This window comes from Iamia sp. SCSIO 61187, from assembly GCF_019443745.1.
Lineage (GTDB): Bacteria > Actinomycetota > Acidimicrobiia > Acidimicrobiales > Iamiaceae > Iamia.
Map to the genome: position 1 here is coordinate 3865343 of NZ_CP050948.1, position 22687 is coordinate 3888029.

Genomic DNA, 22687 nt, shown 5'->3' on the forward strand with positions numbered 1-22687 from the left:
ACCCGAACCTGACGTAGGCCCTCCGGTCGTCGGACGAAGAACCTTCGTTTCGGTCCTCGTTCGACGAACGGCGAAGGCGGGCTGGGACAATGGGGGGCATGTAGTCCTCCTACTTGGTTGGTCGGGCGTGCGGGCTTCCCTCGAAGTGATCGAGGCGCGAGCCACTGCGTGTCACCTGCGGCCGCAGCGGCTGACTTCGCCGTTGGGAAAGGAACTTTTCGGGGATCGGACACGTCCGCATCGCGAACGATGTAGATCGGGATGTCGACGGCGTTGATGGCGGCTGGGCTCGCGCTCCTCGCTTGCCTGACGCTGCTGCGCCTGCCCGCTCAGGTCCGTCGCCCGATCGGCTGACCGCCCGTCAGTCGCCGAGCGCCGCCAGAACGGCCTCACAGGCCGCGGCGCACCGCTCGCACTGCTCGGCACACACACGGCAGTGGTCGTGCATCTCGGCGTGCTGACGGCACTCCTCGCCGCAAGTCCGACACGCCGTGAGGCATGCCTCGACGATGGCGCCGGTGATCGCCGGGTCGTAGGCGGTCTGCCGGGAGAGCACCCGCCCCGTCGTCTCGCAGATGTCGGCGCAGTCGAGGTCGGTCCGGATGCACTTGCGGAGCTCGGCGACCATGTCCTCAGCAAGGCAGGCATCAGCGCAGGAGGTGCAGGTCTGGGCGCACTCGAAACAGGCGTCGATGCATGCGGCGAGCACCTCTGGATCGATCCCGGTCTCGGCGGGCGTCGTCTTGATCATCGTCAGTGCTGGGCTCATGGGGCCTCCTGGGCTTGGGGACGGGAGCCGTCTACCCGACGGCTCAGCTACGACACGATGTCGCACAGGACCGTGACCGAGCCGTTACTTGGGCTGAGAGCTCGGCGCGGCCACCTCGGTCATCGGAGGTCTGCTCAGCAACCTTCGGCGTGAGCCATGGGAGCTGGACCTCATACAGGCCTGGTCGCACCACGGTTTGAAGCCGGCGGTCGCCTTAGCCGTCGTCCCGGAAGATGGGCTCCCACTTCTCACCATCCGGTGACCCGTAGATCGTGGTGATGCCGTCCGCATCTGCGGACGCGGTGTAGAAGGCGTCAGATGTGGCAAGGAAGGCGTGGGGTTCGCCCGCGAGCCGTCCTGCCGGTTCCCACCCGGGCTCGCCTCCTTGCCAGACCTGTCCCCCCGCGTCAATCCCCCACAAGCCTGCGTCTGCGTTCCAGCTGAGACTGACGAGGTCGGGGCCTTCGGCTGAGGTCCACGTTCGGCCGCCGTCGGTCGACTTCATGAGGCCGGTCGGCGACCCGAGGAGCACGTGGTCTGCGTCGGACGGGTCGACGGCGAACCCGAGCAGATCGACCGTCGAGCGGGTCTCCCAGGACCTGTGATCGGTGGTGGCCATCAGCCCGCCACTCGTCGAATCCCACCCGTACAAGGTCTCGTCGACCACGGCCAGCCCGTGGAAGTCGGCTTCGCCGGCCAGTGAGAGGGGCTGCCACGTCTCACCGCCGTCGGTCGACTCGATGAGACCGAGCAGCCCCGGCTGACCGGCCTCGAAGCCCGCCAAGTCCGGGTGCCCGGAGCCGAGGTAGTGGTTGGGCCCCGCGACGGTGAAGCCCATCGTGTCCTGGAACGAATCGCCCACGCGTGAGACTGCGCCGCCGCGTCCCTCGTCGATGCGGAAGAGGCCGCTGTGGGTCGCCACCATCAGCGCCCCGTCCGCAGGGTCGATGCCCAGGCCGTGGACGTGGGCGATCCCCGGATCCGCTCCGCCGGCGGTGCCGTCGGCACCATCTGGCCCACCGTCATCGGTGAGCAGCACCACGAGTACCCCAACGACGGCCAGAGCAGCGACGGCGACAACAGCCGGCGCGAGCAAACGCCGGGTGAGCGTGGGCTGGCGAGGTCGGGGTTCATCCATGCCGAGCGTCAGGCTGCGTCGAGGATGCCTTGCATCTCCTCGATCTCGGCCTGCTGGGCGTCGATGATCGTCTGCGCCAGCTCCTTGGCCTCGGCGTTCTGGCCGTCGTCGAGCTCGGTCTCGGCCTGCTCGATGGCGCCCTCGTGGTGCTCGATCATCATGGTCAGGAACATCTCGTCGAACTCCGGGCCCGAGACGTCCTCGAGCATCGTCATGTCGTCGTCGCTCATCATCCCGGCCATGCCGCTGTGGTCCATGCCCTCGGCGACCTCTTGACCCCAGTCCTCGAGCCAGCCCGTCATGAGCTCGATCTCGGGGTCCTGGGCGGCCTTGATGCGCTCGGCCAGGTCGATGACCTCAGGGCTCTCGGCCCGACCTTCGGCGTGGTCGGCCATCTGCACCGCCTGTTGGTGGTGGGGGATCATCCCCTGGGCGAAGTCCACGTCGGCGTCGTTGAAGTCGGCGTCGGCAGCAGCCGTGCCGGTGGTCTCGGAGGAGTCGTCACCGCTGTGGTCCATGCCCCCCATGTCGTCATCGTCGCCACAGGCGGCGAACAGCCCGGCCAGGCCGATGAGGGCGACAAGCCCTATGACGATGCGCTTCTTCATGTATTGGCCTCCTGGGCCGATCGCGTTCTACGACATGTTGTCGTACACCCTAGAGAGGCGGGACATCCCCAGCAATGCGGCCGAGCCTCCGGGCGATGATCGCCACCCGGAGGGGTGACTCGCAGGGCCCTATCCGAGCTCGTCGACCTGCTACTACATTGTGTCGGAGACAGACTGAGCACAGAAGAGCCAAGGACCCATCGCTGGGCTGGGCTGTGCAGTAGGGCCGGTCGGGCTGGACGGTCGAGAGGGTGGGAGTGGGCGGCGGGAGCCTCGTCCCCCCACCACGAACTGGCCGTCATCGACCAGTTCCACTTGGGCCCGACCCCTAGCTGACCGATGGGGCGCGATGAACGGACGAGGAATGACCAGCTTCGGTGCGGCGTGTGGCGTGTGCTGCGGGCTGCCGATGCTCATCGTCGCAGGTGCACTGTCGATCGGGACAGCGGCATTCGCTGGCGTCGCAGTCGGCGGCATCCTCGCGGTCGCCGCCACCACCTATCTGGTCGTCCGGAGGCGGACGCCCGACCTCCCTCCTGTCGCGGCGGTGGCGGTCTTCGCCGTCGGGGCCGCCCTGTCGGGGTTCGGGCTCGTCCGGATGGCGGACGACGCCGACCGGATCTCCACGGGGATGGTGGCAGCCGGGCTCGCTTTGCTTGCCTGCCTGACCCTGCTGCGCCTGCCCGATCAGGTCCGACGCACGATCAGCTGAACGGGCGTTGGCCGATCGCGGCGAGCACGACCTCCCGGGCCGACGCACCGCATCCACGGCTCGGCGCTGATCCGAAGATGGTCGTGGATCTCAGCGTGCCGACAGCAATCAGCACTGCGGGCCCGGCAAGCCGTGCGGCAGGCATCGACGAGGGTCCGGGTGATCGAGGGGCCGCAGGCGGTCTGGTGGGCTAGCCGGCCGTGGCGCTACGACGTCTTGTCGTAGTGTGCTGGCCATGATCGAGGGTGCTCTTCCCGGCCGAGTAGGGCTTCTCCCTGAAGACCGCGCGCCGTGGCTCACCGGCATCGTCGGAATCGGACTCATCGGGGCGCTGTACCTCAGGGCCTTCGGCTTGCCTGGAGCAGACCTCCACGGGCCCCTCCACCGTCAAGGCATCATGGATCCGTTGTGCGGGGGGACCCGGGCGACGTACGTCTTGGTGCGCGGGGACGTCGCTGCAGCCTGGTCTTGGAACCCCTTGGTGCCGCTGCTGGCCGCCGCTGCCGTGGTCCTCGTCGTGCGGTTCGTCGTCGGCTTGGTGGCCCACCGGTGGCTCGCGGTGCAGCTGCCCCGCAGAGTTTGGCTCGCATTGTCCGCTGCCGTGCTCGTCGTCATCGAGGTCAACCAGCAGCTCCAGGCCGAGCGTCTCATGGAGGCCGTGCCCGGCTGACCGTCGTGTCGGCGACCTACAGCACCAGGTCGCAGCCCGGAGCACACGTGCCGAAGCGGGTGCCATCTACTGCGGTTCAACATCGCGCCCGGCGGGCCGGGCCGAGGACCGGCTCTCGTTGGCGCGACGTTTCGCCGGGGGGGCAGGGGTCGTGGCGGCAGCCGAGCACCCGACGCATCTCGTCGCCGAGCCGGTCGGCCACTTCGTCGCGTGCAAGCCAGGCGGCGGCGCCGCAGCGCAGTGCCGCGGCGCGATAGGCGGGGTCGGGCTCGGGGCCGATCACGATGACCCGCTCCAGCGGGACGCGGGCGAGAGCCGTGACGCACGAAGCGGGGATGTCGGCGACGTCGATCACCACCAGGTCCGCGCCGACCTCATCGATCGTGCGTGAGAGCGAGCCGTCGGTGTGGGTCTCGGTGGCAACCCAGCAGCCACACTCCCGTTCGAGGAGCTCACGGGTGAACTGGAGCATCGACGGGTGTCGCATGGCCACCAGGACACGGGGTTGGCCGTCGCAGACCGGGCAGGTCTCGGCCCGGTCCGCATCGACTGGGCGCTGGTGGTGGGCCATGGGGTGACCTCCTCGGACGCGAGTCTGCGTGCGAGGCGCGACATCCGCATCCGCGACCGCTACGGATCCAGGTTCGGTCGCCTACTGAACGCCCGACAACCGCCTCGCATCGGCTCCGTAGTCGGCCGAGGGCTGCTTCCGTACCCGCGACGGATGGCAGCGGCCACGGATGCGCAGACGATGGGGGCATCAAGACGACCAAGGAGCCACAGATGAACCACTCGCAGATGCTCAAGCCGATGCTGATCGGGGCCGCGGTGCTGTTCGGGCTCAGCCTGTTCGGGGTGCCGGTGGGCAGCTTCCTGCCGTTCCTGATCTTGCTCGTGTGCCCGCTCATGATGATCTTCATGATGCGGGGGATGGATCACGGTGGCGGGCACGGTCCTCGGGACGAGGACGCCCACGCTGGCCATGGCCACCGCGAGCAGACGTGACCAGCCGTAGCGTCAGAGCCGGCGTGCTCGCTGCCGCAGGCCTGGCGCTCTTCTACGTCCTGATCGTCGCCGGAGCCTCCCAGTCCTGGGCGCACCTCGCCGAGCAGACGTCCCAGGACCGGTTCTACCTGGGGGCCATCGTCGCCGGCTTCGGCACCCAGGTCGGTTTGATGTCCGAGCTGCGACGACGCCACCGGCTCCACCACGGCGCCACCGCGGCGGGTGGTGCCGGCGCCGGCGCGTCGACGGTCGGCATGGTGGCCTGCTGCGCCCACCACCTCGCGGACCTCGCTCCGTTCGTGGGCCTCACCGGCGCAGCCGCCTTCATGACCGACTACCGCGTTCCCTTCATGGTCGTGGGCATCAGCGTCAACGCCATCGGCGTGGCCTTCGCCGCCCTCCGCCTCCACGGCACGCCGGATCCCGCCGGGCACCGATCGAAGGAGGGGTCGTGCGCCGCCGCAGCCTGACCCTGGTCGTCGTCGTCGTCCTCATCGCCGCCCTCGGAGCGCTGTACCTGGCGGTCCGATCTCCGGACGGAGCATCCCGAGGCGGTGAGCAGGCAGACAGTGGCTTGGACGTGCAGCAGGTCGAGGCGGGCGAGGTCGACGTCACGATCGATCCGGTCGAGCTCGATGACGAGGGTGCAGCGTTCGAGATCACCTTCGACACCCATTCGGTCGAGCTCGACGCCGACGTGATGCGGGCGACACTCGTCGTGGCCGGATCGGAGTGGCCCGCCATGAACTGGAACGGCGACGGACCGGGGGGCCACCACCGCGAGGGCACACTGCGATTCCGGGCAACAGGACCACCGAAGGGCGAAGCGGTCCTGGCGCTGGCTGGGCTCCCTGATCCGGTCGAAGTCCGATGGGTGGTCGGAGGATGAACCGGGCGGCGCCGCGGGGGCGTGTGCCGCTCGCGCGCCGCAACGCCTTGTCGGAGCCGCGCCGCTTGGCGGCCGCCGCTGGCGGTGTCGGCTTGGCGCTCGTGCTCATCCTGCTCATCGACGGCCTGTGGGCCGGCATCGAGGCGAACATCACCACCTACGAGGACAACGTCGGTGCCGATCTGTACGTCGCCCAGCCGGGCGCCCGCAACTTCATCGGTGCTCCCAGCGTCATCCCGGCCAGCACGGTCGATCGGGTGCGGGCCGACCCGGACGTCGAGTGGGCGGCGACGATCCGAAGCTTCCTGTCGATCGTGGACCTGCATGACCGCAAGGTGGCGACGAACGTTGTTGGCTTCACGCCCGGTGATCGGGGTGGGCCCTGGGATCTCAGGACCGGGAGAGCCCCTGCGGCCGACGACGAGGTCGCAGTCGGATCGGTGCTCGCTCGCCAACACGGTCTCCGGATCGGGGAGCGTGTCGAGATCCTGGGCACGACCTTCCGGGTCGTCGGCACGACGACCGACGCGTTCATGGTCTCGTTCGTGTTCATGACCCATGCCGCGACCGACGGCTTGCTGGGGTCTCCGGACACCAGCAGCTTCGTGCTCGTCGGAACTCCTGCGCCCGAGGCCGTGCGGGCCCGACTACAGGCAAGTGGCCTGGCGATCCTCGATCGAGAGACTCTGGCGAGCAACGACCTGGCGTTGATGGGACGGGCCTACAAGGTCCCGCTCGGGGTCATGCGAGGAGTTGCGTTCGCCATCGGCAGCCTGGTGATCGCCCTCACCACGTACAGCGCCATCGTCGAGCGGCGCCGCGAGTACGGGATCGTGAAGGCGATCGGGGCACGGAGGACGTACCTCGTCGGGATCGCGCTCCAGCAGTCGCTCATCGTGTCGATGGCGGGGCTTGTCGCCAGCGCGGTGCTCTTCGTGGCGGCACGGGCAGCCATCACCTCGGTCAGACCGCAGTTCGTCATCGTGGCCACGGCGGGCAACGTGGTGCGAGCGGCGGGCGTCGCCATCCTGATGGCCTTGCTGGCAGCCCTGCTCCCCGCTCGACGCCTCGCCCGCCTGGAACCGGCGACCGCCTACGGAGGGGGCTGAGCGATGACCGGTCACGTCTCCCTCGCCCGCAAGAACATCTTCCAGGACCGGCGCCGCGCCTTGCTGTCGATCGTCGGGGTGAGCGCTGCGCTCCTCCTGGTCCTCGTGCTCGACGGCGTCTTCGCCGGCGCGATGCAGCAGGTCAGCGCCTACATGCGCAACTCGCCCGCCGACGTCTTCCTGTCCCAGGAGGGAGTACGGACCATGCACATGAGCCAGACGTCGCTTCCGTCTGGCGTCGTGGCCGAGGCGGCCGCGGTCGACGGTGTCGAGTGGGCCGTCGGGCTCCGGTACACCACCGGCATCCTGGACGCCGGCGGTGGTCAGCAGACCACCTACGTCCTCGGGTACGACACCTCCAGCGGAAGAGGCGGACCTGGCCGACTCGCCCGGGGCGCACCGCCGGCACCGGGAGAGATCGTCGTCGACGCCACAGCGGCAGACGAGCTCGGCATCGACGTCGGTGACCCGGTGACGGTCCTCGGAACGACATTCCTGGTCAGCGGCCTGTCGACCGACGGGACGAACATCGTCAACACGACCGTCTACATCCGCTCGGAGGACTTCGCCCGCATGCGAGGCGACAGCGTCTCCTACGTGCTGGTGGGCGCACGCCCCGGCGTCGACGGAGACGACCTGGCCAACGCGCTCGAGGTCGCCGTGCCGGGAACGACGGCTCAGACCCGCGACGAGTTCGGACGGCAGGAGCGGAACGTGGTCAGGGGCATGGCCGCAGACGTCATGGGGATCATGACCGTGATCGCCTTCCTCATCGCCGTCGTGGTGGTCGGCCTCACCCTGTTCACGACGACCCTCGCCAAGCTGCGCGAGTACGGGGTGGTGAAGGCTCTGGGTGCCGGGACCACCCGGCTCACCGGGATCGTCGTCGCCCAGGCCATCTGGACGATCGCCCTCGGCTTGGGTCTCGCCGTCGTCCTGGGGGTCGCGATCGGCACGGCCATCGAAGCACTGACCCCGAACGTCGAGGTCGTCATCGAGCCGGCGTCGGTCGTGCGCACCGGCGTCAGCGCGATGCTGGCCGCGCTGCTCGCCACCGTGGTTCCCCTGCGCCGGGTGATCAAGGTCGATCCGGCCACCAGCTTCAGGAGGGCGTCATGACCTCGCTCGCATTGAGAGTTCGCGACCTGACGAAGACGTTTGGTCAGGGCGACCTCGCCGTCAACGCCGTCCAAGGCGTCGACCTCGACGTGATGACCGGCGAGGTCATCCTGATCATGGGACCGTCGGGCAGTGGCAAGACGACGCTGCTGCTCATGCTCGGCGCCATGCTGCGACCCACCGCCGGGTCGGTCGAGATCGACGACGTCGAGCTTGCGGCGGCTCCCGAACGCAGGTTGCCGTCGCTGCGGGCGCACCACCTCGGCTTCATCTTCCAGGACTTCAACCTGCTCGGCGCGCTCACGGCTCGGGAGAACGTCGAGCTGGCCTGCAACCTCGGCGGAACCACCGGGCGCCGTGCCAGGGAACGGGCCGACGAGCTGCTGGGCAGGGTCGGGCTCTCCCATCGACTGGACTTCCGCCCCGATCAGCTGTCCGGCGGCGAGAAGCAGCGGGTGGCGATCGCCAGAGCCTTGGCGAACGACCCGCGCCTGCTGCTGGCGGACGAACCGACCGCGAACCTCGATTCCAGTCACGGGCGTGAGATCGCACGGTTGCTCCGACGCCTCGCCGAGGAGGACGGCCGCAGCGTCGTCATCGTCAGCCACGACGAGCGCCTCCGCGAGGTCGCCGACAGGGTCCTCTGGTTGGAGGACGGCGAGTTCACCGAGCTGGAGCGGATGGCCATCGATCCGGTGTGCGGAATGGCCGTGGATCGGACGTCCTCGTCGCGCCTGCAGGAGGACGGTGGCGAGTGGTGGTTCTGCTCCGACGCCTGCCGCGACGACTTCGCGACGAGGTCGCCTCACGAGCGCCAGGAGCTCACGTCATGACGCAGTGCCGACACCTCAGCCACGATGACATCCTTCTGCGGCTCCGCAGGGCCGAGGGCCAGGTGCGCGGCATCCAGCGGATGGTCGAGACCGGCGAGACCTGCGTCGACGTCCTGACGCAGATCGCGTCGACGCGTGCCGCGCTGGCTGCCGTGGCCCTCGGACTGCTCGACGACGAGATCACACGAGCGGTCGCCAGCGGCGGCTCGGCCGACGATGTCGCGGCGATCCGCTCCTCGCTGGCTCTGTTCGCTCAGCACTGACCGGGCCCGCCGCTCCGGTCCGTAGTCGTCCGAAGTCGGCTTCGTAGTGCGCCCCGATGACGGGCCGAAGGATCCGGGCGACCATCGAGGCGCACGGGGCAAAGGCGCGCCGCCCTGTCCTCGGAGAGGCGAACCATGAGCCCATCGACCCGTCGAACCCTTGTGATCGTAGGAGCCTTCGCCTTGATCGTTACGGGGGTCTGGGGCACTGCGGTCCGCCCCTGGCAGGAAGCTGAGAACTACTCCGTGATCGGCGCCACCGACCCGGCGGTGGCCGCGGCCGAGGCCGAGCGGCGCACTCCCGGAGCGTCCGTGCAGGACGTCGCCCTGACTGCTGCGCCAACGACGTTCACCATCGAGGGCGCTGAGGTCGAGACGTGGGCGTTCAACGGGGCGGTGCCCGGACCGGAGGTGCGCGTCCAGGCTGGCGACATCGTGCGGGCCGAGGTGCGCAACGAGCTGCCCGAGCCGCTCACCATCCACTGGCACGGGATCGCGCTCCGCAACGACATGGACGGCGTCCCCGATCTCACCCAGGACGCCATCGAGCCCGCTGAGACGTTCACCTACGAGTTCACGGCGCCCGATCCCGGCACCTACTTCTTCCATCCGCACACCGGCACCCAGCTCGACCGCGGCCTGTACGCGCCGTTCATCGTCGAGGACCCCTCCCAACCGGGGGGTGATGACGTCGTGGTGATGATCGACGACTGGGTCGACGGGACCGGGCGCACCCCTGACGACGTTCTCGACGAGCTGCTCCTCATGCCCGCCGAAGGCGACATGGGCCACGACATGAGCGAGATGGGCGGCGACTCGCCCACGCCCCCAATGGACCACGGAGACATGCCGGGCACCACGAGCGCCGATCAGCCGTTGGTGTCCGACACCGGCGACGTCGACTATCCCTTCTACCTCATCAACGGGCGCCCGCCCTCTGATCCCGCCGAGTACGAGGTGACCCCCGGCGAGCCCGTCCGGCTACGGCTCATCAACGCCGGGTCCGATACACCGTTTCGGGTCGCGGTGGTCGGTGCTCAGCTCACCGTCGTGGCCACCGACGGCTTCCCGGTGGAGCCCGTCGATGTCGACACGCTGTTCCTCGGGATGGGCGAGCGCTACGACGTCGAGGTCACCATCGACGAGGTCGGTGCCGTGCCGCTCGTGGCCGAGCCGCTGGGCAAGCCTGGCGAGGCCGTGGCCCTGCTCCGCACGGGCCCCGGCGCGGCGCCCCCGGCGGACATCTCGCCGACCCAGCTGGGTGGCCGGATCTTGGCCCTCAGCGATCTCAGGGCTGCAAGCGAGGTCCGCCTGCCTGCTGCGCCTGTCGATCGGGACTACTCCGTCGAGCTCACGGGTGGGATGGCCCCTTACGCCTGGGGCATCGCCGGCACCTCAGATGGCGCCCTGACGCTGCCCGTCCGAGACGGCGACCGGGTTCGACTGACCATCGACAACGGGACCGAGATGTTGCACCCGATCCACCTGCACGGCCACACGTTCCAAGTCGTGACCGATGCGGGCGACGGGCCCCGCAAGGACACCCTCATCGTGTCGGCCATGAGCCGGATCACCGTCGAGCTGGACGCCGACAACCCCGGTCAGTGGGTCCTGCACTGTCACAACATCTACCACGCCGAGGTCGGGATGATGACGGTGCTGACCTACGTCCGATAGGGCCCTTCCGCGCCCCCGTCCGCTTCCCAACTCCCGCAACGACGATCCGTACTCGCCCCCGATGTGCTGCTGAGCGAGACGGAGGACGCTCATGGAACCTTCGACGACCAGGAGGACGACCATGGACGCAGAGCGCACGATCAAGCGACTGAGCATCTTCGGCGTGCTCCTCTTCGCAGCGGTCATCACACTCGGCCTCGCGTCGCAGCCCGATGACCCGTCTGGGGGACCGAGTCGTCCCGCACCGGGGACCGCCTACTCCCACGACACACTGCAACAAGACGCCGGGATGACCGAGCAGATGTCGACGCCGAACGCGAACACCGGCGGCTCGTACCACCAGAACGACGCGCAGCTCCGACGTTCGCAAGATCCCGGCTACGTCCGAGCCCTCGAGGAGCACCAAGCGGGCCTCGATCAGATGCTCGCCCGATGACGCAACCTCGCCGCCGCGCCGCGAGCCACCCATCTGACGCCGGTTCCCTCCCCGACCTCTCGTACGACATCATGTCGTAGGTTGATGGACGAGCGAGCGGCCCTGACCCACTTCCCGTCCGGAGACCCTGTGCAGACCGACGACCACCGCCACCAGGAGGCGAGCCCCGCCCAGGCCTGCGTCGTCCTGGAGACCAAGGGGATGCAGTGGGCGACCGAGCAACGGGTCGTCGAGTGCGTGCTGGACCGGGTCCCCGGCGTCCGCTCGGTCGAGGTGAACCCGGTCGCCCAGACTGCCACGGTCACCTACGACGCTTCTGTGACGAGCGTCGGACACCTGCGCTCGCGGATCGAAGACTGCGGCTACGGATGCGCCGGCGAGTCGGTGCCCCGCCACTGCTGTGATCCGATGGAGCACGCGGGCCATGCGCCGGCAACGGCGGCGAACGGCCACGAGCTCGGAGGCGAGGGCCACGCCCACCAGCCTGCGACCGGTCCGTCAGCTCACGAGATGATGGGCCACGGCGGCCACGGCGCCATGTCGATGGATGCCATGGTCGCCGACATGCGCCGGCGCTTCTTGGTCGCCGCCGTGTTCTCGATCCCGATCCTGCTGTGGTCGCCGATCGGGCGGGACGTCCTGGGCTTCGACGTGGCCGCGCCGTTCGGGCTGCGCGACGACGTCTTAATGCTGGCCCTGAGCCTCCCCGTGATGGCGTACTCCGCGTGGATCTTCTTCGACGGAGCGTTCCGTGCTCTTCGGGCCCGCACCCTGGACATGATGGTGCTCGTCGCCGTGGCCGTCGGCGCCGGGTTCCTGTACTCGCTGGGTGTCACCCTCACTGGTGGGGGCGAGGTGTTCTACGAGGCGGCGACGGTTCTGGCGGCCTTCGTCTTGCTCGGGCACTGGTTCGAGATGCGAGCACGCGGCGGCGCCAACGAGGCGATCCGCACCCTCCTGGACCTCGCCCCACCGATGGCCACGGTGATCCGCGACGGAGAGCCGGTCGACATCCCCACCTCCGATGTCGCAGTCGGTGACCTCCTGCTCGTGCGACCCGGGGCCAAGGTCGCCGCCGACGGCGTCGTCGAAGACGGAGACAGCGACATCGACGAGTCCATGGTCACCGGCGAGAGCCTCCCGATCCACAAGGCACCGGGCGACGGCGTCATCGGCGCGACCCTCAACACCACCGGCACCCTGCGGGTGCGGGCCAGCAGGGTCGGCTCCGACACAGCCCTGGCCCAGATCGTCAAGCTCGTCCAGGAGGCCCAGAACTCCAAGGCGCCGGGGCAGCGTCTCGCCGACCGAGCCGCGTTCTGGCTGGTGTTCGTCGCCTTGATCGGGGGAACGATCACCTTCCTCGCCTGGTACGCCGTGGCCGGCCGCCCCGCCAGCGAGGCCATCCTCTTCGCGATCACCGTCGTGGTCATCACCTGTCCGGATGCGCTCGGTCTGGCGACGCCCACGGCGATCATGGTGGGCACCGGCCTCGGCGCCAAGCGGGGCGTCCTCTTCAAGAACGCCATGGCGCTGGAGACCTCGGCCCGGACCGACACCGTGGTGATGGACAAGACCGGGACGCTGACCAAGGGCGAACCGGAGGTGACCGACGTCATCACGTCCGGCGAGAGCGACGAGCTGCGCTTCCTGTCCCTGGTCGCCGCCGTCGAGGCCGAATCCGAGCACCCGCTCGCCACCGCGATCGTCGACGAGGCCGATCGGCGGGGCGCAGAGCGGGCAGCGGTCGCGCAGTCCTTCGACAGCGTCCCCGGCCATGGTGCCATCGCCACCGTCGACGGGCACCGTGTCGTCATCGGCAATCGACGTCTCATGGAACGTGAGGGCATCGAGCTGGGCGCGCTGGCAGCACGGCGAGAGGAGCTGGCCCAGGGCGGGCGCACTGCCGTCATGGTCGGGATCGACGGGGCTGCCGCTGGACTCATCGCCATGGCCGACGCTCCCCGGCCCACGGCCCACACTGCCGTGAGCGAGCTCCGGTCGCAGGGCATCAACGTCGTCATGCTCACGGGTGACAACGAGGCGACCGCCCGGCGGATCGCGACGATCCTCGGCGTGGACGACGTCATCGCTGACGTCCTCCGGGCGACAAGGCGTCTCGTGTGGCTGAGCTCCAGGCCCAGGGTCGCAAGGTCGCCATGGTGGGCGATGGCGTGAACGACGCCCCGGCCTTGGCGCAGGCCGACATCGGCGTCGCCATCGGTGCTGGCACCGACGTTGCCATCGAGACGGCCGATGTCGTCCTGATGCGCAGCGACCCCCTCGACGTGCCCGTGGCCCTCGAGATCGGCAGGGGCACGCTGCGCAAGATGCGCCAGAACCTCGGGTGGGCCATCGGCTACAACGCCATCGCCCTCCCCATCGCCGCTGGCGTCTTCGCGCCCGCCTTCGGCCTCGTCCTCCGGCCCGAGATCGCCGCGCTGTCGATGTCTGGGTCCAGCTTCTTGGTCGCCGTCAACGCGCTGCTCCTCAAGCGCCTTGACCTCCCCACTCGCTCCCAGGACGCCGAGCAGCCGACTCCGACCTCGTCTGCGGAGGTCGAGGCCGGCCGATGACGCCATCTCGGAGCGGGAGTGGTGCACCTGGCTTCGGAGATGCCGGCAAGAGCCGTCCGCGCCCCGTGCGCATGCTCTGGACCACTGCGGCGTGGGGGGCGTGCTTCGTCGCCATCCGCTGGGGACTGCGGGATGCCTCGGTGCTGTGGTTCGCCATGCTGCGGTCGACCATCGGGGGGATGGCACTGGTGACGCTCGGACTGATCCAGAGGCGGCCCCTCCCTGCAACCCTCACGAGCTGGGTGCGCATCACCGCGTTGGGCCTCTTCAACGGTGCGTTCGCGTTCGGCGCCATGTTCGCCGGGGCCGAGGGACTGGCCACCGGCACGGCCGCCGTGCTGGCCAACGCACAGCCATTGCTGATCGTGCTGCCGGCGTGGTGGCTCTTCAGCGAGCGAGTCACGGCCCGAAACGGGTTGGTACTGGCCCTGGCTTCGTCGGCCTCGTCATCGTCGCCGCACCCGGCGGTGGCGGATCCGGCGCGCTGCTGTCGGTTCTCGCGGCAGCCGCCATGACCGCCGGGACGCTCCTGTCTCGCACCTTGGGCCGCCTCGACATCGTCCAGGTGGCCGGATGGCACTTCGTGATCGGCGGCCTCGGCGATCTGCTCCCCGTCGGCCGGCCGGCTCCCCCCGCTCGATCGAAACGACCCCTGAGCAGAAGGCGCACCCAGGTGCGACCGCATGGCCCTGACCGAGCGACATCTCGACCGGCATCGAGCACGCCGCCCGCACCTCTCGGCTTCTCGGGCGTCGCCGACCTTCCGGCCGAAGCCGTTCCCGAGATGCGCCGGCCCCGGACGCTCGCGGCGCACGGCTGACGCGACACCGCCCCGACCCGAAGGCCGGGGCGGTCACGTGCGGGGACGTCGAGCGGCGCCTACCGGCTCCTGCCCGGAGCTCGAGCCGACGGGCTCCCGGACGTAACGCGGCAGCTCGAAGCCCCGGAGGTCCCCGCATGGGGTCCGGGGTTGCCGCCCTCGGGGGAACCCCCATGCGCCTCCTCTTCGGCGACGTGATCGTTGCCGAAGTACGAGAACCCCGGCGTGGCCTCGTCGCCAGCGGGAGCGACGCAGTGGGCGGCCGAGGCGGGGCTGGCCTGACTGAAGCCGAGGCCCCCGATGACCGCCGCGGCAGCGACGGCGAGACGGATGCGCTTGTTCATGTGGGTGTCCAGACGTGGGCTCATCGTGACGGCGGAGGTTCGGCACACGTAGGGCCGAAGGTGACGAGTCGCGATGTCGACTGGCGTCCGAGCCGGGGCAGCCGGATCGAGCGAAGGAAGCACCGAGCGGGACTACGGTCGAACGATGGCCCGCACTCGGGGAGGACGTCTCCGAGTGGCGTCTCTGCTGCCGGGTGTTGCCATGCTCCGGCGGTATCAGTCAGCTTGGTTGGGCGCCGACCTCCTCGCGGGGTTGACGGTTGGCGCCATGCTCATCCCGCAGTCGATGGCCTACGCGGCGCTGGCGGGGCTGCCACCCGAGTACGGGTTCTACGCGGTGATCGGCGCTCTGGTGGTCTACGCGCTGGTCGGCACCAGCCGACACCTGGGCGTCGGGCCCGAGCCTGGGACCGCTGTGCTCGCCGCTCTGGGAGTCTCGTCGATCGCTGCAGGTGACAGGGAACGCTACGTCGCCCTGATGGCGGCGCTGGCGCTGCTCGTCGCTGCGATCTGTGTCGTGGGAGCGGTCGCCCGGCTCGGGTTCCTGGCATCTCTCCTCTCGAAACCGGTGCTCGTCGGCTACATCACCGGCGTGGGCCTGACCCTGTTGAGCAGCCAGCTGGCGGGCCTCACCGGTGCGCCTTTAGAGAGCGACACCTTGTTCTCTCGCTTCCGCGAGCTGCTCAGCGAGCTCGACCAGGTCCGACCAGCCTCGCTCCTCCTCGGCGTCGCCACGCTTGCGCTCATGGTGGGCCTCCGTGCTGCGGCGCCGCGAGTGCCGGGCGCGCTGGTCGCAGTCGTGATGGCGACCGTCGTCACCGCAGCCTTCGGCCTCGCTCAGCAGGGGGTGGCGGTCGTCGGCACCATCCCCGGCGGCCTACCCATCCCGGGCATCCCGGACGTGTCTCTCGCGGACCTGGGGAAGCTGTTGCCGGTTGCCGCCGGGATTGCACTGGTCGGCTACACCGACAACGTTCTCACCGCTCGCTCCGTAGCGGCACGCCACGGGTATCGGGTCGACCCGAACCAGGAACTGCTCGCACTCGGGCTCACCAACCTGACCGCCGGCCTTTCCCGGGGGTTCCCCATCTCGTCCAGCGCGAGCCGTACTGCGGTGCCCGCGTCGCTCGGCAGCCGCACCCAGCTCGCGTCGATCGTGGCCTCGGCCTTCGTTGTGGCCACCTTGCTCGGTCTGCGCCCCCTGCTGAGCGAGATCCCTCGAGCGGCGCTGGCCGCCGTGATCCTCGCGGCCGCCATCACCATCATCGATGCGGCTGGCATGGTGGCGCTCTGGCGAACCGGACGGGACGAGGCCTCGCTCGCCCTGGCCACCGCCTTTGGGGTGGTCGTGTTCGGTGTGCTGGCTGGGGTGTTGGTCGCGGTGGTGCTCTCGGTGGTGATGGCGCTCTACCGGATCGCCCGCCCCCACGATGCCGTGCTCGGAGACTACCCCGCCCTAGATGGCTGGGTCGAGGTCGACGCCCACTCTCAGGCGGAGACCGAACCCGGCCTGGTCGTCTACCGGTTCGACGCGCCGCTGTTCTTTCTCAACGCCGAACGATTCAGCGAGCGTGTCAAGCAGGTGCTCAGCGACAACCCCGGCGATGAGGACTGGCTCGTACTCGACTTCGAGGGCATCGGCTCGCTCGACGCAACCGCCACCGAAACGCTGGCCGAGCTTGTCGAGGAGGTGGCGGGGTGCGGCGTGGGCGTCGTGGCGATCGCTCGTGCCAACAGCACGGTGATGGGACGGCTCCTCCGGGCCAGGCTGATCGAGCCGGAGGGGCACCTGCGATCATTCCCGACGATCAACGGCGCAGTAGCTGCCTACCGGAGCCGCCATGACGGCTGACCGCTGGCTCGCTGACCGCTCGCTCTCGGTACCCCCCAAACCTGGATCGACAGTGGGTTGCCGCTGACCCGGTGCCGGCGGCGAGGGCCATCGGCCCTCAGGATTGCGCAGACGTTCCACGCCCCGGGTCTGACCGGCATGGTCGTGCACGCATGCGAGTCAGTGATGGACGATCTCCTGAAAACCCGGTGGTGATCTCCAGTCCCGAACGCCTTCGAGCTGCGTCGTCACCCCTGGCCCTTGGGTGGACAGGGCCGCCGTCTCCAGTGATGCCGGGACCCGCGCGGCGAACCACGGTCGAGAGCGAGACGAGGACCAGGGACATCCCTGCGATTGCCCAACGACCGGGACGCTCGTCGTGAGGAGCAGGCCGAACGCAACGCCGAAGACGGGCACCAGGAAGGTCCACGCGGCCAGCTCGCCAAGGGGGAGCGCAACGTCTCGGTGAACCACGCCCAGAACGCCAGCGCCGAGCCGACCAGCGCCAGGAACGCGAGCGACCCGACGAACCGGGGCGTCCAAGGAAGTGCCAGCCCACGGCCTGGACGACGTCGATGCCGGCGAGGCGTCTCGAGAGCAAGGTCCCGGCGGTGATGGCCATCGCAGCCAGGATCGCCAGCCAGGCACCCGATCCGCCCCCGCCCGGCACGGCGACGACGATCAGGCCAGCGAACCCGACGACCAGCCCGAGCGAAGTGCGGGCGGTCCCCCGTTCGCCGTAGAGCCACCACGCTGGGAGGAGGACCAGTAGTGGTTGGGCGGTGGTGAGGACGGCGGCGGTCCCCGTGGCGAGGCCGTCGGCGCTCGCGAACATCGCAGCGAAGCCGATGCTGGCATTGGTCACCGCCAGCAGGACGATCAGGTGCCACGACTTGGCACCGGCCGGCATGGGTCGCCGTTGTGCGGTTTCAAGCGTGATGAGGGCGGCGCCGGCGACCAGGGCCCGCAGGGCCGCGAACCACAGCACCGGAGCGTCCCGCAGACCCCAACGGATGGCCACGAAGCAACCGCCCCAGGCCGCTGTCACCCACAGCATCCGACCGGTGCGGGGCTGGCTGCGTCGGTCGCGGCCGGTCCATTCGAGCCGCGCTGCACCCCTGACCGGACCTGCGCCGCACGCGTCCGCGAGGCGGGGAGGGTCACACCGTCACGTCGGAGCCGTCCGGCGCCTGTCTGCGAGGCCCTTGCGCCCCGTCCGCAATCCGGGCCTCCGCGCCGTCGGCCGGCTCAGGCAGCCGGAGATGCATGAGCAGCAGGGCGTTGACGGCGACGAGGAAGCTGGAGCCGGACATGGACAGGGCGGCGATCTCGGGGCGCATCACGTCCGAAGGCGGGCTCGAAGACGCCGGCGGCGATGGGGAGGGCGATGACGTTGTACCCGATGGCCCAGCCGAGGTTCTGACGCATCTCGCGGCGGTTCCACGGCCGATCTGGAGGGCGACGTCGACGTCGAGGGGATCGCTGCGCATCAACACGATGTCGGCGGTCTCGATGGCGACATCGGTCCCTGCCCCGATAGCCACACCGATCTCAGCTTGGGCAAGGGCCGGCGCATCGTTGACGCCGTCGCCCACCATCGCCACCTTTTTGCCCTGCGCCTGGAGCTCGGCGATGGCCGACTTGTCACCGGGGAGGACGTCAGCGTTCTGGTTCGTCCTGGTCGCCCTCGTCGGCGGCAACGGGCACCTTCCTGGTGTGGAGCGTGCTGGCCGGCCGGCCGGTCGGCGAGGCCATGTTGTTCGCCATCACGGTGGTCGTCATCACCTGCCCGGACGCCCCGGGCCTGGCCACGCCAACGGCGATCATGCTCGGCACCGGGCTGGGGCCAATCGCGGTGTGCTCTTCAAGAACGCCGTGGCCCTCGAAGCAACTGCACACATCGAAGTCGTCGTCATGGACAAGGCCGGAACTCTGACCAAGGGTGAGCCCGAGGTTATGGACGTCATCGCGGAGGGCATCGAGGACGATCGGCTCCTCGCCCTCGTCGCTGCCGTTGAACGGGAATCGGAGCACACCCTGGCCCAGTCGATCGTCACCGAAGCCGTCGAGCGTGGTGCGCCGGCCCTGCGAGCTGAGAGCTTCGAGGGCATCCCTGGCCACGGCGCCCTCGCCGATGTCGACGGACACCGTGTGTCGTGGTCGGCAACCGCCGACTGATGGAACGCGATGACGGTGCTGACAGCGAGCAGCTGTCCGATCCGGCTGGCAGTGGCCTCGTTGTCACCGGTCAACATGACGACCTCGGCGCCGAGCCGCCGAGGCTCGGCGACCGCGACAGCGGCGGTTGGACGGGGGGCGTCGGCCATGCCGACCAGGCCAGCGGCACGACCGTCGATGGCGAGGAGGACGGCGGTCCGGCCGCCCTCGGCGAGCTCTTGGCGTCGGGCACCGAGCTGGCCGAGAGCGACACCGTGACGCACTCGACCATCGTGCGCCCGATGCCGCGGCGTCAGCCGGGCATTGGGGTGCTGAGACCTAGCGTGAGACATGCGCCCTCCGGTTGAGCTGTGAGTGGTCGAAGACCCACAAGCCCACTCGGAGGGCTCACCTCATCGGTGGGTCACCCCACCCCACCCGGACAGGGACAACGTCCCCGGTCGTCACAGCTAGTCGCTGCCCGTCGGCGACGACCGTCCGGAGCTGCGCCTCCCGGCGAAGGCGACGGCGAAGGTGACAACGGCGATTACGACCACGACCTGGACCGGGCCGATGCGCTCGAGCCATGCCTGGAGACTGAGGCGCCATCGCTCCCCCACCTCAACGAACCGATCGTTCCGAAGGTCACCGCCGTACACGGACAGCTCCCATCGTGCGTACCAGATTGCGTAGGCACCGCTCAGGATCATCAGGCCCCCGCCGATCCGTGGCGCGTACCTCGAAAGGCGGCGCAGCTCGGCCACCGGCCACGGCCGGGCCAGCGCCGCAGAGACCCCGAGGGCAAGGATGATCGCGCCCATGCCGACGCCGTAGGCCACGTAGGCACCGATGCCGGCGAGCACGGACTCGTCCATCGCCGAGGCGGTGATGGCCAGGAAGGGCCCGATCGTGCACGACAGCGACGCGAGCGCGTAGGCCACGCCATACGTCCCCATGGCCACCGGCCCGCGTCCCCGCGCCGCTCGCACGGTGATCGCCGGCATGGGAAGGGGTCGGCCGAGGATCGACGCGCCTCCCCCTATGACGAGGAGGAGGCCGATCGCGATCGTCACCCATGGGAGCTGACCTCGTATCCGGTCGGTCGTCGAGGACAAGGCGATCCCCAGCGCGACGAACACGACCACGAAACCGGCGGTCACCGCACCGGCTGAAGAGATCGCTCGCGCCAAGCGGCGGTCGAGCGTCGCCCGATCGCCGTCACCGCTGACGAAGAAGCCCACGTACGCAGGGAGCAGCGAGAAGCCGCAGGGGTTGATGGCCGCGACCATGCCGGCCGACAGCGACAGGATCAGCGTTGCGCTGCTCATGGCGCCGCCGCCCCGGGCTGCCGTCGGCCCAGCCGCACCGCCGCGAGGCACGCTCCGCCCGCCAGCACCGCGACGCCGACGGAGGTCGTGTGCTGACGGGTCGGCGCGCTGCCGAGCCGGGGCAGCCAGATCGATGCGACGCTGCGGGTGATCGCGATGAACGCCAACCCGGCCGCGATGACGGCGCCGGCTGGCCATCCGGACCGGCACAGCCCGCGAGCCAGCGCGGCAGTCGCGAAGACGCCGATCGCCATGAGGAGCCCGATGGGGACCATCTTCACGTCCAGTCCGTCCGGTCGGAGGCCAAGGGCGCTGACCGGCCCGTAGCAACCGTCCCTGAAGAGGCACGCCGCCTCGTACGTCCCGTAGCCCGCCATGGCGAGCGGAGTGAGGTCGGCGAGCCGCCCGAGGGGCCCTCCCGGAGCACGGCGGCCCTGCCACGCAGCCGTCGCCATCGCCGCCGCGACACCGGGCCAGAACTCGACACCGCTGCGGATCACGAGCATGTCCGAGACGCTGCCGATCGATCCGGGATCGTCGATCGCCAAGGTCACCAGCCGACCCACCACCAGACCGACGGCAGCCGGCAGCAGGAAGGCGTCGACGACGGTCGTCTCCGGAGCCAGTGAGGAGACCGACCAGAACCGGGAGAGCAGAGCGGGGACGCCGAGAGCGGCGATGACGCTCACCAGCAGACCGAAGTCGATCAACGAAGCGCCTCCTCGATCAGCGTCGCGAGCCTCTGCTCCGAGATGCCTCCGCGGACCGTGCTGATCAGCTCGCCGTCGCGATCGAACACGTACGTGGTCGGGTAGGCAGTCAGGCCGAGCGCCACCCGGATGCGTCCTGTCTCGTCGAAGACGTTGGGATAGGTCAGCTCGAACTCGTCGAGGAACCGGCGAGCCGCCCCCGGGTCGTCCTTCGATGCGACCCCGAGGACCACCGCCTCTCCTCGGTAGTTCTCGGCCGCCCTCTGCAGGAGCGGCATCTCCGTCCGGCACGGCGCACACCACGATGCCCACACGTTGACGACGACCGGCGTGCCTCGGAGCCCGACGAGGATGCCTTCGAACGCAGCTTCGTCGACGGCCGGCATCGATCCCTCCGCCGGTAGCGGCCTCGGTTGGCCGGAGGCCTGGAAGTCGGGGGGCGTCGGCTCCCTCAGGGCAGCGACCCCGATCAGAAGGGCCGCGACCACGCCCACGGCCGGCAGCACCCACCGCCGCCCTCGCATGGCCAGATCCGTCACCTGCATTACGACAGTATGTCGTAGGTGGCCGACCGCGCAGGGGTCGGGAACACCGGTGGCTCGGGACCCCGCCGCGTCTGCCGAGCGCCCATCGACGCCTCCGACCACCTCTTCTACGACGTCCTGTCGAAGGCTTGCGCGGTAAGCACAGCCCGACCCGCAACCGACGGATCGATCGTGGCAGCCGTCATTCTCGGGGCATCCTGCTGGCGTGCGTCGTCGGCGGCCTCGTCATCGCCCGGTCCGCGCGCCGCAGCCGCGAACCAGCCGACGCCCGAGGGTCCTCTGGAGCGGCAGAAGACCCACCGCCCGCTTCCAGCAGCGAAGGACCAGCTTCCGAGTGATTGATGGCGCTCGGCGCCGTCCCGCTCACATCGAGCCCAAGCGGCGGTCGGCTGGTCCTCCCCGAACCTGGTGATGTCCGGAAGGGCTCCTTCGAGCTCGCGCTGCCGCCGGAACGTGCGCGATCGGACGCACATCAGGCTGCGTCGAGGATGCCCTGCATCTCCTCGATCTCGCCCCGCTGGGCATCGATGATCGTCTGCGCCAGCTCCTTGGCCGCAGCGTTCTGACCATCGTCGAGCTCGGTCTCGGCCTGTTCGATGGCGCCCTCGTGGTGCTCGATCATCATGGTGAGGAACATCTCGTCGAACTCCGCTCCCGAGGCGTCTTCGAGAGCGGTCATGTCCTCGTCGCCCATCATCCCGGCCATGCCCTCGTGGTCCATGGCCTCGGGCATCTCCTGACCCCAATCCTCGAGCCACCCGCGCATCAGCTCGATCTCCGGGTCCTGAGCAGCCTTGATGCGCTCAGCGAGATCGATGACCTCGGGACTCTCCGCGCGTCCATCCGCCAGGTCAGCCATCTCCACCGCCTGCTCGTGGTGGGGGATCATGCTCTGGGCGAAGGACACGTCGGCACCGTTGAACTCGGCGTCGGCCGCAGCTGCCTCAGTGGTCTCCGAGGAGTCGTCACCGCCGTGATCCATGCCCGCCATGTCGTCATCGCCGCCACATGCCGCGAGCAGGCTCGCGAGACCGATCAAGGCGACGAACCCGAGAACGATGCGCTTCTTCATGCGTGGCCTCCGGCCATGGGATCTACGACAGTGTGTCGAACACCGTACGAGGCGCCCACAACAGAGGCAAAGCGGG

22 protein-coding genes and 3 pseudogenes are annotated in these 22687 nt (G+C 69.5%); 15 read left to right on the forward strand and 10 right to left on the reverse strand.

Annotated elements, in window-relative coordinates:
- Nucleotides 1–361 precede the first annotated feature (361 nt).
- The 3 genes from HC251_RS18465 to HC251_RS18475 all read right to left on the reverse strand — a co-directional run bounded on the left by HC251_RS18465 (nucleotide 362) and on the right by HC251_RS18475 (nucleotide 2515).
- Nucleotides 362–769 (reverse strand): four-helix bundle copper-binding protein, encoded by a 408-nt coding sequence (locus tag HC251_RS18465; RefSeq protein WP_219942078.1) that lies wholly within the window; start codon nucleotides 767–769, stop codon nucleotides 362–364.
- A 214-nt stretch (nucleotides 770–983) separates the two neighbouring features.
- Entirely contained in the window at nucleotides 984–1808 is an 825-nt protein-coding gene (locus tag HC251_RS18470; RefSeq protein WP_219942079.1) for a F510_1955 family glycosylhydrolase, read from the reverse strand.
- Nucleotides 1809–1915: 107 nt separating this feature from the next.
- Complete coding sequence (locus HC251_RS18475; RefSeq protein WP_219942080.1) at nucleotides 1916–2515, reverse strand: DUF305 domain-containing protein; 600 nt, start codon at nucleotides 2513–2515, stop codon at nucleotides 1916–1918.
- Nucleotides 2516–2879: 364 nt separating this feature from the next.
- On the opposite strand from HC251_RS18475, the gene HC251_RS18480 reads away from it, so the two are divergent.
- On the forward strand, nucleotides 2880–3227 hold the full coding sequence (locus HC251_RS18480) for a hypothetical protein (protein WP_219942081.1): 348 nt from the start codon (nucleotides 2880–2882) through the stop codon (nucleotides 3225–3227).
- Between the two features lie 397 nt (nucleotides 3228–3624).
- Complete coding sequence (locus HC251_RS25740) at nucleotides 3625–3897, forward strand: DUF2752 domain-containing protein (RefSeq protein WP_255566742.1); 273 nt, start codon at nucleotides 3625–3627, stop codon at nucleotides 3895–3897.
- 76 nt (nucleotides 3898–3973) lie between these two features.
- On the opposite strand, the gene HC251_RS18490 is transcribed toward HC251_RS25740, so the two are convergent.
- Complete coding sequence (locus HC251_RS18490) at nucleotides 3974–4369, reverse strand: hypothetical protein (RefSeq protein WP_219942083.1); 396 nt, start codon at nucleotides 4367–4369, stop codon at nucleotides 3974–3976.
- A 311-nt stretch (nucleotides 4370–4680) separates the two neighbouring features.
- On the opposite strand from HC251_RS18490, the gene HC251_RS18495 reads away from it, so the two are divergent.
- The 12 genes and pseudogenes from HC251_RS18495 (at nucleotide 4681) to HC251_RS18555 (ending at nucleotide 16820) form a co-directional block, all read left to right on the forward strand.
- Complete coding sequence (locus HC251_RS18495) at nucleotides 4681–4902, forward strand: DUF2933 domain-containing protein (RefSeq protein ID WP_255566477.1); 222 nt, start codon at nucleotides 4681–4683, stop codon at nucleotides 4900–4902.
- Between the two features lie 23 nt (nucleotides 4903–4925).
- On the forward strand, nucleotides 4926–5372 hold the full coding sequence (locus tag HC251_RS18500; protein ID WP_219942084.1) for a hypothetical protein: 447 nt from the start codon (nucleotides 4926–4928) through the stop codon (nucleotides 5370–5372).
- Between the two features lie 110 nt (nucleotides 5373–5482).
- A complete protein-coding gene (locus HC251_RS18505) occupies nucleotides 5483–5791 on the forward strand; it encodes a hypothetical protein (RefSeq protein WP_219942085.1) in 309 nt (102 codons plus the stop codon).
- Entirely contained in the window at nucleotides 5788–6900 is a 1113-nt protein-coding gene (locus HC251_RS18510) for an FtsX-like permease family protein (RefSeq protein WP_219942086.1), read from the forward strand. The genes HC251_RS18505 and HC251_RS18510 overlap by 4 nt, the downstream gene beginning before the upstream one ends.
- A 3-nt stretch (nucleotides 6901–6903) precedes the next feature.
- Nucleotides 6904–8019 carry an ABC transporter permease gene (locus HC251_RS18515; protein ID WP_219942087.1) on the forward strand — a complete coding sequence of 372 codons (1116 nt, stop codon included), beginning with the start codon at nucleotides 6904–6906 and terminating at the stop codon, nucleotides 8017–8019.
- Nucleotides 8016–8852: an ATP-binding cassette domain-containing protein gene (locus tag HC251_RS18520; protein WP_219942088.1), complete on the forward strand. Its 837-nt coding sequence runs from the start codon at nucleotides 8016–8018 to the stop codon at nucleotides 8850–8852. Before HC251_RS18515 ends, HC251_RS18520 begins: the two co-directional genes overlap by 4 nt.
- Nucleotides 8849–9115, forward strand: coding sequence for a metal-sensitive transcriptional regulator (locus tag HC251_RS18525; RefSeq protein WP_219942089.1), 267 nt, complete (start codon nucleotides 8849–8851; stop codon nucleotides 9113–9115). Before HC251_RS18520 ends, HC251_RS18525 begins: the two co-directional genes overlap by 4 nt.
- 183 nt (nucleotides 9116–9298) lie before the next feature.
- Complete coding sequence (locus HC251_RS18530) at nucleotides 9299–10792, forward strand: multicopper oxidase family protein (RefSeq protein ID WP_219942090.1); 1494 nt, start codon at nucleotides 9299–9301, stop codon at nucleotides 10790–10792.
- Between the two features lie 121 nt (nucleotides 10793–10913).
- Nucleotides 10914–11228, forward strand: a complete 315-nt coding sequence (locus tag HC251_RS18535) for a hypothetical protein (protein WP_219942091.1) — start codon at nucleotides 10914–10916, stop codon at nucleotides 11226–11228.
- 201 nt (nucleotides 11229–11429) lie between these two features.
- Nucleotides 11430–13804, forward strand: a pseudogene (locus HC251_RS18540) (heavy metal translocating P-type ATPase).
- A 71-nt stretch (nucleotides 13805–13875) separates the two neighbouring features.
- Nucleotides 13876–14319, forward strand: a complete 444-nt coding sequence (locus tag HC251_RS18550; RefSeq protein ID WP_255566743.1) for a DMT family transporter — start codon at nucleotides 13876–13878, stop codon at nucleotides 14317–14319.
- 851 nt (nucleotides 14320–15170) lie between these two features.
- Nucleotides 15171–16820, forward strand: a complete 1650-nt coding sequence (locus HC251_RS18555; RefSeq protein ID WP_255566744.1) for a SulP family inorganic anion transporter — start codon at nucleotides 15171–15173, stop codon at nucleotides 16818–16820.
- A 97-nt stretch (nucleotides 16821–16917) separates the two neighbouring features.
- Here the strand turns inward: HC251_RS18555 and HC251_RS26285 are convergent, their stop codons facing one another.
- Both HC251_RS26285 and HC251_RS18565 read right to left on the reverse strand, forming a co-directional pair.
- Nucleotides 16918–17856 (reverse strand): DMT family transporter, encoded by a 939-nt coding sequence (locus HC251_RS26285; protein WP_370651257.1) that lies wholly within the window; start codon nucleotides 17854–17856, stop codon nucleotides 16918–16920.
- Nucleotides 17857–17959: 103 nt separating this feature from the next.
- A pseudogene (locus HC251_RS18565) lies at nucleotides 17960–18463 on the reverse strand (HAD-IC family P-type ATPase); the annotation flags it as partial.
- Here HC251_RS18565 and HC251_RS26290 point away from each other — a divergent pair.
- Nucleotides 18459–18988 (forward strand): annotated as a pseudogene (locus tag HC251_RS26290) (HAD family hydrolase); the annotation flags it as partial. The pseudogenes HC251_RS18565 and HC251_RS26290 sit on opposite strands and share 5 nt — an antisense overlap.
- A 438-nt stretch (nucleotides 18989–19426) precedes the next feature.
- Here HC251_RS26290 and HC251_RS18580 read toward each other — a convergent pair.
- The 4 genes from HC251_RS18580 to HC251_RS18595 all read right to left on the reverse strand — a co-directional run bounded on the left by HC251_RS18580 (nucleotide 19427) and on the right by HC251_RS18595 (nucleotide 22611).
- On the reverse strand, nucleotides 19427–20284 hold the full coding sequence (locus HC251_RS18580) for a cytochrome c biogenesis CcdA family protein (protein WP_219942099.1): 858 nt from the start codon (nucleotides 20282–20284) through the stop codon (nucleotides 19427–19429).
- Entirely contained in the window at nucleotides 20281–20838 is a 558-nt protein-coding gene (locus HC251_RS18585) for a hypothetical protein (RefSeq protein WP_219942100.1), read from the reverse strand. Before HC251_RS18585 ends, HC251_RS18580 begins: the two co-directional genes overlap by 4 nt.
- Nucleotides 20839–20990: 152 nt before the next feature.
- Nucleotides 20991–21500, reverse strand: a complete 510-nt coding sequence (locus HC251_RS18590) for a TlpA disulfide reductase family protein (protein WP_219942101.1) — start codon at nucleotides 21498–21500, stop codon at nucleotides 20991–20993.
- A 511-nt stretch (nucleotides 21501–22011) separates the two neighbouring features.
- On the reverse strand, nucleotides 22012–22611 hold the full coding sequence (locus tag HC251_RS18595; protein ID WP_219942102.1) for a DUF305 domain-containing protein: 600 nt from the start codon (nucleotides 22609–22611) through the stop codon (nucleotides 22012–22014).
- Between the last annotated feature and the right edge of the window lie 76 nt (nucleotides 22612–22687).

Coding starts and splice junctions, on each gene's coding strand:
- HC251_RS18465 (WP_219942078.1), bottom strand. CDS start 769: ATGAGCCCAGCACTGACGATGATCAAGACGACGCCCGCCGAGACCGGG.
- HC251_RS18475 (WP_219942080.1), bottom strand. CDS start 2,515: ATGAAGAAGCGCATCGTCATAGGGCTTGTCGCCCTCATCGGCCTGGCC.
- HC251_RS18480 (WP_219942081.1), top strand. CDS start 2,880: ATGACCAGCTTCGGTGCGGCGTGTGGCGTGTGCTGCGGGCTGCCGATG.
- HC251_RS25740 (WP_255566742.1), top strand. CDS start 3,625: ATGGATCCGTTGTGCGGGGGGACCCGGGCGACGTACGTCTTGGTGCGC.
- HC251_RS18490 (WP_219942083.1), bottom strand. CDS start 4,369: ATGCTCCAGTTCACCCGTGAGCTCCTCGAACGGGAGTGTGGCTGCTGG.
- HC251_RS18495 (WP_255566477.1), top strand. CDS start 4,681: ATGAACCACTCGCAGATGCTCAAGCCGATGCTGATCGGGGCCGCGGTG.
- HC251_RS18510 (WP_219942086.1), top strand. CDS start 5,788: ATGAACCGGGCGGCGCCGCGGGGGCGTGTGCCGCTCGCGCGCCGCAAC.
- HC251_RS18515 (WP_219942087.1), top strand. CDS start 6,904: ATGACCGGTCACGTCTCCCTCGCCCGCAAGAACATCTTCCAGGACCGG.
- HC251_RS18520 (WP_219942088.1), top strand. CDS start 8,016: ATGACCTCGCTCGCATTGAGAGTTCGCGACCTGACGAAGACGTTTGGT.
- HC251_RS18525 (WP_219942089.1), top strand. CDS start 8,849: ATGACGCAGTGCCGACACCTCAGCCACGATGACATCCTTCTGCGGCTC.
- HC251_RS18535 (WP_219942091.1), top strand. CDS start 10,914: ATGGACGCAGAGCGCACGATCAAGCGACTGAGCATCTTCGGCGTGCTC.
- HC251_RS18550 (WP_255566743.1), top strand. CDS start 13,876: ATGCTCTGGACCACTGCGGCGTGGGGGGCGTGCTTCGTCGCCATCCGC.
- HC251_RS18555 (WP_255566744.1), top strand. CDS start 15,171: ATGCTCCGGCGGTATCAGTCAGCTTGGTTGGGCGCCGACCTCCTCGCG.
- HC251_RS26285 (WP_370651257.1), bottom strand. CDS start 17,856: ATGCTGTGGGTGACAGCGGCCTGGGGCGGTTGCTTCGTGGCCATCCGT.
- HC251_RS18580 (WP_219942099.1), bottom strand. CDS start 20,284: ATGAGCAGCGCAACGCTGATCCTGTCGCTGTCGGCCGGCATGGTCGCG.
- HC251_RS18595 (WP_219942102.1), bottom strand. CDS start 22,611: ATGAAGAAGCGCATCGTTCTCGGGTTCGTCGCCTTGATCGGTCTCGCG.